Below are 12,995 nucleotides of genomic sequence, written 5' to 3'. Positions count from 1 at the left end.
AACCCATCCGGATTGACGGAGAACGGACGCAGATATTCACTGTACGACACCACACTGATACTCTGGGTGCCGCTGCGGTAATGGGACCCGGCGCCGCGCGAGAGGATGGCCCGCCATGGTCAAGAAGGTCCTCACCTGGGCCGGTATCGCGTTCTTGATCTTCTTCGTCGCCTACCGGCCAAACTCTGCGGCGGACGTGTTCAAGTCGCTCGGCGGCGGGATCATGGACATCGCCCAGGGGTTTGGCGACTTCTTCACCAGCCTCGTCGCCTAGCAGCCGATGGGCAGCCCCTCCGGTCCACCCTTTGACCCGGACGACCCCGACCGGGAACGCCGTGAGCGTGACACCGAGCCGATTCCGCGGATCGGGCCTGATGACGGCCCGGGCTACGGAGCCGGGCCCAGCCTGTCCGACGGTCCGTCCCTTTCGGACGACGTCGGCTATGGCGACGGGCCCGGCTATGCCGGCGAGGGTCGTTCCGGTCGGGCGTGGATCCGTGATCCCGAGGCCGGCTACCAGCCGCCGCAGATCTCCGAGGACGAGCTGGCCGGGTTGCGCGCCGACGCGACCGGCTCGTCCCCTCGACGGGTGCTGCCACTGGAAGACGAGCCCAGCTCGCTGGTTGCCCGCTACCTCTTCCCCACCGAGCGCTACCGGGGTGAGTGGAAGCGGCACTGGATCCACCTCACCACCCCGCTGCTGATCGGCATCGCGGCGACCTTCGTGCTCGGCTACCTCTCCGGCTTTCTCGCCGGGCAGAACGTGGGCGTGCTGACCACCATCGCCGTGCTGCTCTGGTTCGCCGTCATGGGCTGGGTGGCCTGGAAGGTCGCAGACTGGTGGTATGACCGTTTCATCCTGACCAACAAGCGGGTCATGGTGGTCAACGGCATCATCACCCGCCGGGTCGCCATGATGCCGCTCGTTCGGGTCACCGACATGAAGTACGAGCAGACGCCGACCGGCCGAGCGCTCAACTACGGCACGTTCGTGCTGGAGTCCGCCGGCCAGGAGCAGGCGCTCCGCGAGATCAAGAACCTGCCCAACCCGAACGAGCTCTACCTGCGCGTGGTCGAGGAAATGTACGAGCCGCAGGCAGTCGAGGCTCGGCTCGGCAAGGAGGCCGACGAGGCCAAGGCCGACGACGGGGCGTGAAGGTTTTCGACCGAACATCGGAGCAAGTGCGCACCTTTCGTCATGGACCGGAGCGCCTCTGACGTGGCACTCTGCCAGGACAGCTGGGGCGTGGAGGTGGGCGGTGGCGAGCAAGGACTCGTTGGAGGAGCAGTTCCGCGAGTTCGTCGCGGCCCGCTCCGCCGCGCTGCTTCGCACCGCTTACCTGCTCACCGGGGACTGGGCCACGGCCGAGGATCTGCTCCAGACGGCGCTGACCAAGACCTATCTCGCGTGGAAGCGGCTCGGTGGGATCGAGGCGGTCGAGCCGTACGCCCGACGGGTAATGGTCAACACCTCGACGAGTTGGTGGCGGCGGCGCTGGCACGGTGAGCGCCCCACCGAGGTGCTGCCCGAGCGGGCTGGTGTCGACGAGATCGAGCAGCAACTTGATCGTGACCTGCTCTGGCGGCATCTCAAGGAGCTGCCCAACCGGCAGCGGGCGGTGTTGGTGCTGCGCTACTACGAGGACCTGTCGGAGGCGCAGACCGCCGCGATGCTGAACATTTCACCGGGCACGGTGAAGAGTCAGGCGTCCCGAGCGCTGGCCACACTGCGCCGGCGAATGGGCGCCGACGCACCGGATCTGGCCGCCGCAGCCGGCATTGCCGGTCGGTCGGGCGCAGCCGGTGCCGCTCGGGCTGGGGCCTCGGGTGCCCCGACCGGCCAGGTCCCAGCCTCCGGTGCCGCCGCGTCGTCCCGACCCCGGCAGGCCACTGGCCGACCCGTGCCCCGCCCGGCCACTCCCCGCTCCGCCGCGCCGCGTCCGATCGGCCCGCAGGTCGTGCTGCCCACCGCCCCGGCGGCCGTGCCCGTCGGCACGGGCTCCGGGGAGCAGCAGTGAGCGGATTCCCTGGTCGGCCTGACAACCGGACGGGCGACCCGCGGCGTTCATACCAGGTGCGACCTGACGAGCTGGAAGGTGCGGTGCGGGAGACTCTCTCGCGCCAGGTCGTCCTTGCCCGCCCACTGGGCGCCGACCCGGCCGGCCAGGCCATCCGCCGCGCGAACCGGATCCGGCGGCGACGCACCGCCGCCGGCCTCGCCCTCGCGACGGTCACCACCGTGCTGCTCAGCGTCGGCATGGCCCAGCTCGGTGCCGGGCCCGGCCAGGACGGGACACCCATCGTGGTGATCGGTGACCCGGGCCCGTCCAGCCGCCCGGGCCCGACGGCCAGCGTTCGCGGCTCCACCCCCTCGCCCGGAACGTCCGCAGCCCTGATCACGAGCGAGACACTGGTCAGCGCCGACGGACGGCGACTGGTGCTGCCCGACGTCGGGCCGGCCGAACGCGCCCAGGTCCTGCCCGGCGGCGGCGGTTGGCTGGTGGTCAGCACGCCGACCACCGCGGGTCGTTCCCTCTGGGTGGTGCAGAACGACGGCCTGGTGCAGGTGCTGCTGGCCGGTGCGGGCCCGATCGTCCTGGCAGACGACAGCCGTCAGGTCGCCTGGCGCGATGGTGGTGACCTGCTGATGGCGGGTGTGGTCGGCACCCAGCTCATCGGGGTGGTGCGCACCCCGGCGCCCGCAGACGCGGCACCCGTCCGGTTCGTCGGTGACAGCGTCCTGGTCCGACTCGACCCGGCCGACGGTGGCCATACCCTGTGGCGGCCCGCAGCCGGGCAGTTGCCCGAGGCCGTCGACCAGAAGACCCTCAACGTCTACGGGGGTCTCCCCGACGGCCGGCTGGTCGGTCAGATCTCCACGATCGATCCGGGCGGGACCTGCCTGGCCGTGCTCGACCCGACGCGTCACCTGGATCCGGTACGCACGGGCTGCGGTCCGGACCTGAGCCAGGACGGAGTCGGCGGGGTCTCCGCTGACGGGCGGTGGCTGCTGGTGAACGGGTGGGTCGGCAAGGTCAGCCGGTCCCTGCTGGTCGACCTGCAGGGGCTCGGGCCGGACACGGCCGCCGTTTCGGCCGGGCCGCCGATGACCGGCGCGATCGTCTGGAGCGACGAGTCGAAGGCCTCCTATCTTGATGACACCGGCAAGCTGGTCCGGGTCGACGTCGGCGAGGTGCGGGCAGGAAAGCCGGCCAGCCCTGCTCCGGTGCCCGGCGTGCCAGCTGGCGAACGGCCAGTCCTGGTGACCCAATTCTGAAGCCTCACGGCCGGGGTGACCTCCGTGAGCCGGGCTCCGTGGTCCCTCGGTAGCGTCGGATGGTGACCTCGCGTACCGGCTCCGCCCCGCGGATCGACCTGCACACCCACTCGACGGCCAGCGACGGCACGCTGAGCCCTGGTGAGCTGGTCCGCGCGGCATCCGAGGCCGGGCTGGACGTGCTGGCCATCACCGACCACGACACCACCGCCGGCTGGGCGCCGGCCGTGGACGCGCTTCCGCCGGAACTACGCCTGATCCGAGGCGCGGAGTTGTCCTGTCGCTGGTCCGGTATGCAACCGGCGGTGCCGCTGCACCTGCTGGCGTACCTGTTCGACCCGGACCACCCGGAGCTGGTGGCCGAGCTGGCCCGGGTGCGGGCCGCCCGGGAGGAGCGCGGCGAACGGATCGTCGCGCTGCTGCGCGCCGACGGCATCGACGTGAGCTGGCCGGACATCCTGGCCGGTGCGGGCGGCGGCACCGTGGGCCGCCCGCACATCGCACAGGCGCTGATCCGGGCCGGCCTGGTCGGCAACACGCGGGAGGCGTTCGGCCCGGACTGGCTGGGCGAGCGGTACCGGCTGCCCAAGGAGGACATCGACGTGTTCCGGGCGATCCGGCTGGTCCGGGAGGCCGGCGGCGTGCCGGTCTTCGCCCACCCCCGGGCCACCCGACGAGGCCGGGTGGTGCCCGACGAGCTGATCGTCGAGCTGGCCGCCGCCGGGCTGGCCGGGCTGGAGGCCGACCACGAGGACCACAGCCCGGCCGAGCAGGCGCACGTTCGGGCGCTCGCCGCCGAGCTGGGCCTGCTGGTCACCGGCTCCTCGGACTTCCACGGCACCCACAAGACCGTCCAGCTCGGAGAATTCAGCACCAGCGTCGAGGCGTACGAGCGGATCGTCGCCGAAGGGGTGACCGAGGTCGCTTCCGGCTGATCCCAGTTTCGGCGAATCGCGGCGCGGCTAGGTTGATCACGTGGATCTGAAGCTGTTCGGCGAGGTTTTCGTGACCCTGCTGGTGATCACTGACCCGCCGGGCATGATGCCGATCTTTCTGGCGCTGACCGGCCCGTTGCCCGCCCGGGACCGCAACCGGGCGGCCTGGCAGGCCGTCGCGCTGGCGCTGGGCGTCATCGTGATCTTCGCGGTAGCGGGGCAGACCCTGCTGGACTATTTACACGTGGATTTGCCGGCATTGCAGGCGGCCGGTGGGCTACTGCTCGTGCTCGTCGCCCTGGAGCTGCTCACCGGCAAGGCCGACGACCCCAGCCAGCAGGTCACCTCGAACATCGCGCTGGTGCCGCTGGGCACCCCGCTGCTGGCTGGTCCGGGCGCCATCGTGGCGACCATGCTCTTCGTCCAGCAGGCCGACGGGCTGGGCGACTTCACCGCCATCGCCCTGGCGATCCTCGCCGTGATGCTCGCGGTCTGGATCGTCCTCCGCTTCTCCGGCGGCATCGTGAAAATCCTCCGGCCGGGCGGGATCGAGGTGCTGACCCGGATCGCCGGCCTGCTGCTGGCCGCGATCGCCGTGCAGCTCATCGCCGACGCGGTGGCCGCCTTCGTCACGCAGTACGTAAACATGACCTGACCGGCACGCCCACGGTGTCGGAGGTGGATGGCAGGATCGCAGGCGTGCGACGATCCTCCTCAGCAGGACGGCCCGCCGCTGGCGGCCGAGCCCCCCAGCAGCGCGCCGGCGGCGCCGAGCAGCTCGGCTTCGAGGGCATGCCGGAGCGGCTGTTCGTCTGCACACCCAGCAAACTCGGCGCGTACGCGGACTGCCCACGTCGCTACCGCTACTCCTACGTCGACCGGCCGGCCCCGCCCAAAGGCCCGCCGTGGGCGCACAACTCGCTCGGCGCCAGCGTGCACACCGCACTGAAAAACTGGTATGCGCTGCCCGCCGACCGGCGCCGCCCCGAGGCGTTGGCCACCCTGCTCAAGGGCACCTGGGTCCGCGAGGGCTACCGCGACGACGAGCAGGAACGGGCCGCCTACCTGCGGGCGCTGGGTTGGCTGGAGTCGTACATCGAGACGCTGGAGCCGGATTCCGACCCGCTCGGCGTGGAGCGGGTGGTCGCCGTCAAGACCGCCGTGCTGGCGTTCAACGGCCGGACCGACCGTATCGATTCACGGCTCGGGCCGGAGGGTCCGGAGCTGGTCATCGTCGACTACAAGACCGGCCGCACCGGGCTGGACACGGACGACGCCCGGGGTTCGCAGGCGTTGGCGCTCTACGCGTACGCGGCCGAGCGGGTGTTCCGCCGGCCGTGCCGTCGGGTGGAGCTGCACCACCTGCCGACCGGCACGATCGCCGCCCACGACCACACCGTCGAGTCGCTGGCCCGTCAGTTGACCCGCGCGGAGGAGACGGCCCGCGACATCATGGCCGCCGAGCGGGCGGTCGCGGACGGCGCCGACGCGGATGAGGCGTTCCCGGTGGCACCCGGCCCCCGCTGCGGCTGGTGCGACTTCCGGCGGCACTGCCCGACCGGCGCGCAGACACCGGGTAAGGAGCCGTGGGCGGCCGTGGACCGGCCCACCGCCGGTTGATTCCCGGGCGGTGCGGGTCGGGTCAGCCGGCCAGCGCCGTCGCGGCCCGCTCCTTGGCGGCCTGGATGAACGGCCCCTCGATGTAGCGACGGGGCACCGCGGCCAACGCGAGCCGCAGGGCGCGCACGGAAAGGTTCGCCGACAGGGCGGTGGTGGGCAACCCGAGCCCGCCGTACAGGCGGCGCGCCCAGGCCGGCAGCAGCGCGAGCGCGGTGCCGGCGATCCCCAGGTACGCCCAGCGCGGTGGGCCGAGGGTGAGCCCCAACCGGGCCGGCAGGCTGAGCTTCCAGGGCAGCGGCGGGGCGGTGAGGAAGAGCGCCGTCTCGGCGGCCTCCCGGGTCATCCGTAGCTGCGGCCGTACGGCGCGGTAGTACTCCGCGACCTCCGCCGCGGTGCCAGGGACGGTGGCCGGGTCCAGGCCGACCAGAGCGGCAGAGTGGCGCTGCTCGGTGTAGTAGCGGTCCACCTCGTCGTCGGTGAGCGGCAACCCGGCACGCCGGGCCGTGCTGAGGAACGACTCGACCTCGGTGACGTGCACCCAGCGCAGCAGGTCCGGCTCGTCGATCCGGAACTCCACGCCGGTGGTGGGGTCGGTGGCCCGTAGCCGGGCGTGCAGCCGACGCAGCCGGGCCCCGGCCGCCTCCGCCTCGGCGGTGGTCCCGTAGACGGTGGTCGTCACGTAGGTGCTGGTGCGGGCCAGGCGGCCCCAGGCGTCGGTGCGGTAGTTGCTGTTCTGCGCGACCCCGGCCATCGCCTGCGGGTGCAACGCCTGGAGGTAGAGCGAGCGCAGGCCGGCGACGATCAGGATCGGCTCCTCGTGCACCTTCCACGTGACCGAACCCGGACCGAAGAGGCCGAGGTCATCGGAGTTCACCGCCCAAGAGTGCCACGCTCGGGACGACCCCGTCGGAAACGGTCCGCCTGGGCCGCCGGTCAGACGTCGGCGGAGCGGCGGGCCCGGCAGCCCGGGCAGAGACCCCAGAAGGTCACTTCCGCCTCGTCCACCTCGAACCCGTGCGCGACGTTCGGCTCCAGGCACGGGGCGCTGCCCACCGCGCAGTCGATGTCGGCGATCTCGCCGCAGCCCCGGCACACCACGTGGTGGTGGTTGTCGCCCACGCGCGCCTCGTAGCGGGCGGGACCGCCGGCCGGCTCGATCCGGCGGGACAGCCCGGCCCGGGACAGCGCACCCAGCACGTCGTAGACCGCCTGGGTGGAGACCGAGTCGAGGCGTTCGCGGACGCGCCGGGTGATCTCGTCGACCTCCAGGTGGCCGCCGCCGGCCAGCACGTCGAGCACCGCGAGACGGGGCCGCGTGACACGCAGGCCCTTTGATCGCAGCAGCTCCTCGGTACCGGACATTCGCCAATGACAGCACGCCCGACCAGCATCGACAACCGTTGCCCAACCCGGGTGGCCACCGACACAGCCAGGAAGATCAGGAGGGCGGCCCGCGATGGTGAACCCTATCGAGGCGGCGCGCGTGTCTCCGGTCGAGAGCCTGGGGACGACCGGCGGAACGTACGCTGACCATCTCCTGACCATGATCCACCTGGAGGGTGCGATGTTCGAGGAGATCCTGGGTCTACCGGCACACGTCCTGGTGGTCCACGTGGTTGTCGTGTTCGTGCCGCTGCTGGCGGTGCTGGCCATCGCGTACGTGGGGCTGCCGCGGTGGCGACACCGGCTGGACTGGGCCCTGGGCATCCTCGCCGTGGCCGCGCCGGTGACCGCCTTCGTGGCGGTCGAGTCGGGTGAGGCGTTCACCGACGCGCTGGTCGCGCGGGGCTTCCAGGGTCAGATCCTCGACCAGATCTTCGAGCACTCCCGCTACGGCGACATCCTGTTCCGCATCGTGGTGCCGCTCGGGATCGTGGCCATCCTGCTGCTGGTGGCGACCAGTGGGCACCCTCGGGTGCCGCGGCTGCCGGCGCTGGTCACCCCGGTGCTGGCGGTGGCGGTCGTGGCGTTGTCCATCGCCGCCCTGGTCTACGTCTACCTGACCGGCCACTCCGGCGCCGAGGCCGTCTGGGGCACCACCCTCTGACCGGCGGTCGTGGCGGACATCAGAAGATGAGCCGCGAGCAGAGCAGGCAGACCAGGAACACCAGCACCACACCGGCCGCCGCGCCGAAGCCGTAGGTGACCCGCTGCGAGCGCTGCTCGGCCGCGTCCAGGTCGGCCATGTCCTGCGGCGGCAGCCGTCGCGGCGGCGCCGGCTGCAGGTGTACGGGTGGACGCCAACCAGTCGGCGGCGGCACGCTCGGCGGCGGCCCGGAATATCCGCTCGCCGGTGTGGTCGCGGGCGCTGCGGGGGGTCGGTTTGCCACCGCGTCGTCACCGGGGCCGGGCCGTCGCCAGTAGTCGTCCGGGATGCTGCCACCGCTGGGGGTCGTCACGCCGTCCGACGCTACCAACGACGCTGGCGGCCGGGTCGTTTCTGGCCGGCGTGCCACCGTCGGCGACCGGTCCGCTGCCGTCGGCTGCGCTAGTCTTGCCGCTCGTGAGCACCGAGGACCCCGGCCCGCAGGGCGCGCGCGGCGACGAAGACCGCACCGTCGACCTGAGCGAAGACTTCGTGGTGCTGCCCGAGCAGACCTCCGACGACACCGACCGTGGTTGGGGCGAGCGGACGGACGGCAACGACGACTGGCTGCTCGCCCAACGCCCTCCGCACTGGGAGTGACCCCGGCGGCCCGGTGGCCTTATCGCCAGGGGACCCGATGGTGAGGGCTAGCGCTCAGCCGCGGACGACGATGGCGAACCGGGTGTTCTCGGGAAGCCCGACGGTGCGTTGCGCCTGGTCAGGGCGGAGTGCCAGATAGAGCGCCGACGACCCGTCGGTCGCGCCGGCGCCCAGCACGTCCAGCACCAGCGCCGCGGGTGCGAGCAACGTTGCCTCGGTGGCCGCCCCGCCCGGCGTCGCCGCGAGCAGGTCGACCCGGGCTCCGGGGCGGACCACTGCCAGCGCGGCCGGCTCGGCCAGCCGGACCGGCACCCCGACAGCGCCAGCGGGCAGTGGCAGCGGGCTGGTTCTTCCGTTCGCGCCGCTGCCGTCGGAGGCACCCGGTGTGCCGGTGGACAGCGCGTCGGAGGCACCTGGCGCGTCGGTGGGCAGCGGCCCGGCCTTTTCGCTTCCGTTCGTGGGGCGTGCCCGGTCGGGGTCGCTCGACCCGCCTTCGCCGGTAACTCCCGCCGGTGCCCGGGACGGCGGGCAGCCGGTAGGGGTGTGGAGAACGGCGGCGGCCAGGCCGAGCAGCGCGGCGACCAGACCGGCCCGGAGCAGGGCGCGCCCGCCGGGCAGGGTGAGCCGGCGCAGCGGACGCAACGCCCGCGCGGAGTCTGGATCACCCATGGTCTCTGCCGCCTCCCGTCCACGGGTGTCGCAGCGACACCCGTGGCGGCAGGTTAGGCCGCTCCAGCCTGGTCGGCCGGCCGCCGGCCGGTGCCTGTGGACAACCGGCCGGCCTGTGGACAACGCCCACCGGTCGGCTAGACCTGCTATGGCACCGACCTTGATCGACTCACCGTCGGGGGAGGCGGGCTGTCAGGTCAGCCGGGACAGGCCGACATCCGTGAACCCGAGTGGATCAAGGCCCTGCCGGCGGGGGTGGGTCGACGGGTCAGGACGCGGAGTTGGCCGCCGGAGCCTTGCCGCCGCTCGACCCGCCGGATGACGAGGAGCCGGATGACGAGGAGCCGGACGACGACGAAACCGACGACGAGGACGAACCACTCGACGAGCTCGAGGACGACCCGGAGTCCCCACCAGAGGACGACTCGGACTTCGCTGGCTTCGCCGTGCCGCCGGCCGCCGTCTCGGAGCCGGACGCCCGCGAGTCGGTGCGGTAGAAGCCCGAGCCCTTGAAGACGATGCCGACGGAGTTGAAGACCTTGCGCAGCCGCCCCTCACACGCCGGGCACTCGGTCAGCGGCTCGTCAGAGAAGGACTGCACCGCCTCGAGCTGGTGACCGCACGTGGTGCAGGCGTACTGGTACGTGGGCACGTTCTCCTCCGGATGTGGGCTCGGCCAGTTGGCACTCGACCTATTCGAGTGCCAATGGTGCGTCATTCGCCCCGGGTTCGTCCAGCGGACGTGTGGGGCGTGACACCATGCGGCGCGCCCGGGCCGTCGTCAAGCCTACGCACCCCGTCGGCGGGGGTGACGACCGCGCGGACAGGGCGGTCGTGCGGCTCCGCCGGCAGCGCCTCGACCAGCTCGCCGTCATGCAGAGGCACCACCGTCAGCGTCGCCTCGGGCACCCGGGCGAGCGCCCGATCGTACGAGCCGCCGCCGCGTCCGAGCCGCCGACCGTGGCGGTCGACCGCGAGAGCCGGTACGACGACCAGCTCCGCGTCCGCCACGGCGGCCACCCCGAGACGGGCACCGACGGGTTCTCGGATACCCCGACCCGCGGCGATCAGGGCGTCCGGCCCGGTATAGGGCGCCCAGTCCAGATCCAGGTCGGCGAGGAGCACCGGGAGCAGCAACTCGGCGCCGGCCGGCAAGGCCGCCCGCAGCACCTCCGGCAGGTCGGCGCCGCCCGGTTCGGAGCCGACCGGCACGTACGCCGTCATTCGGTGCGGGCGCAGCCGGCGTACCAGCGCGACCAGCTCGGCCTGCACGCGCCCGGCGGCGGCGGCCCGGGCCGGACCGGTCAGCGCCCGGCGGCGGGCGAGCAGCTCGACGCGGGCGTCCCGCTTCGCCATTCGGGTCACTTCCGCTTCATCAGAAAATTCCGGCACGCAACACTCCTGACGCAACGCCTCTCCCACGGTTGCTCTGTGTCAGCATCGCAAGCAACGGAGGCGGAACTTCCGGGGGGACCGAGTGACGCTACGCGGGCGGTTGACAGCAGCCTTCCTCGTGGTGGTGCTCGGGCCGGTCCTGCTCGGCGCGCTCTTCGTCGCCTACACCGTCGCCGCCGTCGACAACAGCCGCTCCACCGAGCGCCTGGCCGTGGCCGCGTCGACCGTGCGTACCTCGGTCGACGCTCTCTGCCAGCAGCTGCGCGCCACCGCCGACGCGGTGGCCCTCACCGCCGATCCGGCCGTCGCCGCCGCCCAACTGGTCGGCCGGGGCCTGGCCGCCGCGGTGCTGATCACCGACGTGACCGGCCAGGTCACCTACGTCTCGCCCGGCGCGCCGTCGACCCCGTGGCGGGACTGCTCCGGCTCGACCACGGGCGCGACCGGGCCGGTCCACGCGCTGGCCGCCCACGTCGACCTGCGCGACCGCGCCGGCACCCTGCTGGGCACGGTGACCGCCGCGCAGCTGGTCGACCCGGCCTTCGTGGCCCGGCTGGCGGCGGTGACCGGGGTGGCGGTCACCCTGCTCGACAGCGAGGCGAGCGCCGCGCGGGTCACCTACACCACCGAATCCCGCGAGGTACGCGACGCGGTGCTGGCCGCCGCCAGCTCCGTCCACGGCGAGCGGGTCACCGAAACCACCGACGGTCGGTACGTGCGACGGATCGGACCGTCCGACGGGCAGCCGCTGCCACTGGTGCTCTCCGTGCCCAGCGAGCGGCCACCCGGGCTGCACGCCACGCTGGTCGGGGTGGTCGTACTGGCCGGGCTGCTCGCCGTGCTGACCGCCTGGCGGCTGGCCCGGATGACCACCCGGCCGCTGATGGAGTTGGCCGGCGCGGTCGACCGGGTGGCCCACGGCGACCTGACCGCCCGAGTGCCGGTACGCAGCCGCGACGAGCTGGGCCGGCTGGCCGCCGCGTTCAACCGGATGACCCGGGAGACCGGGTCCTACGTCGCGGCGCTGACCAGCAACCGGGACCAGCTCCGCGGGCACCTCGCAGTGCTCGGTGACACCCTGGCCAGCACACACGACCTGCAACGCATCCTGCGGGTGATCCTGCACAGCGCCATCGGAGCCACCGGCGCGCGGGCCGGCGCCGTGCTGCTGGTGGAGACCGGCGGGGTGCTCGTCGCACAGTGCACCGAGGGGCTGGACGGGCGCTGGCCGGAAGGGGACGCGGACGGGCCCCAGACGCTGCGGGTGCCGGTGGGCGTCGGCGTGGTCGGCGCCGTCGCCGCCACCGGGGAGCCGCAGCGGGGGAGGGGGGAGCCGACCGGGGCCCCGTCGGGTGAGCCGCGCTGTCGCACATACGTCGCGGTTCCGTTCGCCGCCCCGGGCGGCGGTACGGCGGCCACCCTCATCGGGTCCTCCGGGACGACCGACGAGGCCGGCGCAGCGGCGGCGCTCGGCGTGCTGGCCCTCTACGACCGGCTCGGCGCGGACGAGTTCGACGACGACGACCTCGTCACCCTGCGCACCTTCGCCGGCCATGCGGCCGTGGCGGTGGACAACGTCCGGGTGCACGAGGAGGCGCAGCGGCTCTCACTCACCGATCCGCTCACCGGGCTGTGGAACTACCGGTACCTGCGCGAGTCGATCCGGCGTGAGGTGGAACGGGCCAGCCGCTTCGGGCGGATGCTCAGCATCCTCGCGCTGGATCTCGACCGGTTCAAGGACGTCAACGACACATACGGGCACGCTGCGGGGGACACCGTGCTGGCCGAGTTCGCCCGGCGGGTGCGCGGCGAGATACGTGAGGTCGACCTGGCCTTCCGGCAGGGCGGTGAGGAGTTCGTGCTGCTGCTGCCGGAGACCGACGCGCGGGGCGCGGCGATCGTGGCCGAGCGACTCGGCGTGGTGGTCCGCGAGACGCCGATCGCCGTCGAGGCGTACGCCGGCCCGGTCGTGGTGACCGTGTCGGTGGGCATCGCCGTCTACCCGGACAACGGCAGCACCGGGCGGGAGGTGCTGGAGGCCGCCGACGACGCGCTCTACGCCGCCAAGGCAGCCGGCCGCGACACCTACCGGGTCGCCGAGGTACGCCAGGACGTGCCGACGCGGGAGATACCAGTGCTCGCGGGTGCCGTGAGCCCACCCGACGGGCTGCCGCGCGCCGGCCAGCCCGTGCAGGCCACCCGGGAGCCGGGCGGGCCCGCCCGGTCGGAGCCGGCTGTGGGCGTACCGGAATCATCGCCGGCCGGCCCGGCGCACGCCCGGCCGGAGTCGGCCGACGACCCGGCGGACAGCGCGACGGGCGGGGCACGGGCCGGCCCGGACGCCGCGCGGCCGGGGTCGGGTGGCGGCGCGTCTTCTGGGCCACACCCGCCGCGGCAGAGCCGTGGCCGATAG

Annotated in this window: 16 protein-coding genes and 1 pseudogene; 11 read left to right on the top strand and 6 right to left on the bottom strand. The window is 72.9% G+C overall.

The window, feature by feature from the left end:
- The first annotated feature begins 115 nt into the window (after window positions 1–115).
- The 7 genes from ABZT18_RS08250 to ABZT18_RS08220 all read left to right on the top strand — a co-directional run bounded on the left by ABZT18_RS08250 (window position 116) and on the right by ABZT18_RS08220 (window position 5,832).
- Complete coding sequence (locus tag ABZT18_RS08250; RefSeq protein WP_007455302.1) at window positions 116–274, top strand: hypothetical protein; 159 nt, start codon at window positions 116–118, stop codon at window positions 272–274.
- A 6-nt stretch (window positions 275–280) separates the two neighbouring features.
- A complete protein-coding gene (locus tag ABZT18_RS08245; RefSeq protein WP_354995545.1) occupies window positions 281–1,156 on the top strand; it encodes a PH domain-containing protein in 876 nt (291 codons plus the stop codon).
- A gap of 103 nt (window positions 1,157–1,259) precedes the next feature.
- Complete coding sequence (locus tag ABZT18_RS08240) at window positions 1,260–2,018, top strand: SigE family RNA polymerase sigma factor (RefSeq protein WP_354995544.1); 759 nt, start codon at window positions 1,260–1,262, stop codon at window positions 2,016–2,018.
- Between the two features lie 56 nt (window positions 2,019–2,074).
- The gene (locus ABZT18_RS08235) at window positions 2,075–3,277 is read left to right on the top strand and encodes a hypothetical protein (protein ID WP_355250795.1); all 1,203 of its coding nucleotides are present in this window, start codon (window positions 2,075–2,077) and stop codon (window positions 3,275–3,277) included.
- Between the two features lie 62 nt (window positions 3,278–3,339).
- Window positions 3,340–4,212: a PHP domain-containing protein gene (locus ABZT18_RS08230; RefSeq protein ID WP_354995542.1), complete on the top strand. Its 873-nt coding sequence runs from the start codon at window positions 3,340–3,342 to the stop codon at window positions 4,210–4,212.
- Window positions 4,213–4,252: 40 nt separating this feature from the next.
- The gene (locus ABZT18_RS08225) at window positions 4,253–4,867 is read left to right on the top strand and encodes a MarC family protein (RefSeq protein ID WP_354995541.1); all 615 of its coding nucleotides are present in this window, start codon (window positions 4,253–4,255) and stop codon (window positions 4,865–4,867) included.
- Between the two features lie 44 nt (window positions 4,868–4,911).
- The gene (locus tag ABZT18_RS08220; RefSeq protein WP_354995540.1) at window positions 4,912–5,832 is read left to right on the top strand and encodes a PD-(D/E)XK nuclease family protein; all 921 of its coding nucleotides are present in this window, start codon (window positions 4,912–4,914) and stop codon (window positions 5,830–5,832) included.
- A 22-nt stretch (window positions 5,833–5,854) separates the two neighbouring features.
- Here ABZT18_RS08220 and ABZT18_RS08215 read toward each other — a convergent pair whose 3' ends face one another.
- The gene (locus tag ABZT18_RS08215; protein WP_354995539.1) at window positions 5,855–6,706 is read right to left on the bottom strand and encodes an oxygenase MpaB family protein; all 852 of its coding nucleotides are present in this window, start codon (window positions 6,704–6,706) and stop codon (window positions 5,855–5,857) included.
- Between the two features lie 59 nt (window positions 6,707–6,765).
- The gene (locus tag ABZT18_RS08210) at window positions 6,766–7,194 is read right to left on the bottom strand and encodes a Fur family transcriptional regulator (protein ID WP_354995538.1); all 429 of its coding nucleotides are present in this window, start codon (window positions 7,192–7,194) and stop codon (window positions 6,766–6,768) included.
- Between the two features lie 202 nt (window positions 7,195–7,396).
- On the opposite strand from ABZT18_RS08210, the gene ABZT18_RS08205 reads away from it, so the two are divergent.
- Window positions 7,397–7,879 carry a DUF2231 domain-containing protein gene (locus ABZT18_RS08205; protein ID WP_354995610.1) on the top strand — a complete coding sequence of 161 codons (483 nt, stop codon included), beginning with the start codon at window positions 7,397–7,399 and terminating at the stop codon, window positions 7,877–7,879.
- A 19-nt stretch (window positions 7,880–7,898) separates the two neighbouring features.
- On the opposite strand, the gene ABZT18_RS08200 is transcribed toward ABZT18_RS08205, so the two are convergent.
- Window positions 7,899–8,231: a hypothetical protein gene (locus ABZT18_RS08200; RefSeq protein ID WP_354995537.1), complete on the bottom strand. Its 333-nt coding sequence runs from the start codon at window positions 8,229–8,231 to the stop codon at window positions 7,899–7,901.
- 104 nt (window positions 8,232–8,335) lie between these two features.
- On the opposite strand from ABZT18_RS08200, the gene ABZT18_RS08195 reads away from it, so the two are divergent.
- Window positions 8,336–8,518, top strand: coding sequence for a hypothetical protein (locus ABZT18_RS08195; protein ID WP_354995536.1), 183 nt, complete (start codon window positions 8,336–8,338; stop codon window positions 8,516–8,518).
- Between the two features lie 54 nt (window positions 8,519–8,572).
- Here the strand turns inward: ABZT18_RS08195 and ABZT18_RS08190 are convergent, their stop codons facing one another.
- Window positions 8,573–9,187, bottom strand: coding sequence for a flagellar biosynthesis protein FlgA (locus ABZT18_RS08190; RefSeq protein WP_354995535.1), 615 nt, complete (start codon window positions 9,185–9,187; stop codon window positions 8,573–8,575).
- Between the two features lie 281 nt (window positions 9,188–9,468).
- Here ABZT18_RS08190 and ABZT18_RS08185 point away from each other — a divergent pair, with 281 nt between their 5' ends.
- Complete coding sequence (locus ABZT18_RS08185; protein ID WP_354995616.1) at window positions 9,469–9,684, top strand: hypothetical protein; 216 nt, start codon at window positions 9,469–9,471, stop codon at window positions 9,682–9,684.
- Window positions 9,685–9,698: 14 nt separating this feature from the next.
- On the opposite strand, the pseudogene ABZT18_RS08180 reads toward ABZT18_RS08185, so the two are convergent.
- Together ABZT18_RS08180 and ABZT18_RS08175 are read right to left on the bottom strand one after the other, a co-directional pair.
- Window positions 9,699–9,905: pseudogene (locus ABZT18_RS08180) on the bottom strand (FmdB family zinc ribbon protein); the annotation flags it as partial.
- Window positions 9,902–10,579: a 5-formyltetrahydrofolate cyclo-ligase gene (locus tag ABZT18_RS08175; RefSeq protein ID WP_354995534.1), complete on the bottom strand. Its 678-nt coding sequence runs from the start codon at window positions 10,577–10,579 to the stop codon at window positions 9,902–9,904. The gene ABZT18_RS08175 and the pseudogene ABZT18_RS08180, both read right to left, overlap by 4 nt.
- An 85-nt stretch (window positions 10,580–10,664) precedes the next feature.
- Here ABZT18_RS08175 and ABZT18_RS08170 point away from each other — a divergent pair, with 85 nt between their 5' ends.
- A complete protein-coding gene (locus ABZT18_RS08170; protein ID WP_354995533.1) occupies window positions 10,665–12,995 on the top strand; it encodes a diguanylate cyclase in 2,331 nt (776 codons plus the stop codon).

Source organism: Micromonospora sp. NPDC005291, assembly GCF_040607415.1.
GTDB lineage: Bacteria > Actinomycetota > Actinomycetes > Mycobacteriales > Micromonosporaceae > Micromonospora.
Note: the sequence above shows the minus strand (reverse complement) of the source record. Positions and strands in the feature narration are given on the sequence as shown.

Excerpts from the sequence above, each read along its gene's own strand:
- ABZT18_RS08250 (WP_007455302.1), top strand. The coding sequence starts at position 116 with ATGGTCAAGAAGGTCCTCACCTGGGCCGGTATCGCGTTCTTGATCTTC.
- ABZT18_RS08245 (WP_354995545.1), top strand. The coding sequence starts at position 281 with ATGGGCAGCCCCTCCGGTCCACCCTTTGACCCGGACGACCCCGACCGG.
- ABZT18_RS08210 (WP_354995538.1), bottom strand. The coding sequence starts at position 7,194 with ATGTCCGGTACCGAGGAGCTGCTGCGATCAAAGGGCCTGCGTGTCACG.
- ABZT18_RS08205 (WP_354995610.1), top strand. The coding sequence starts at position 7,397 with ATGTTCGAGGAGATCCTGGGTCTACCGGCACACGTCCTGGTGGTCCAC.
- ABZT18_RS08190 (WP_354995535.1), bottom strand. The coding sequence starts at position 9,187 with ATGGGTGATCCAGACTCCGCGCGGGCGTTGCGTCCGCTGCGCCGGCTC.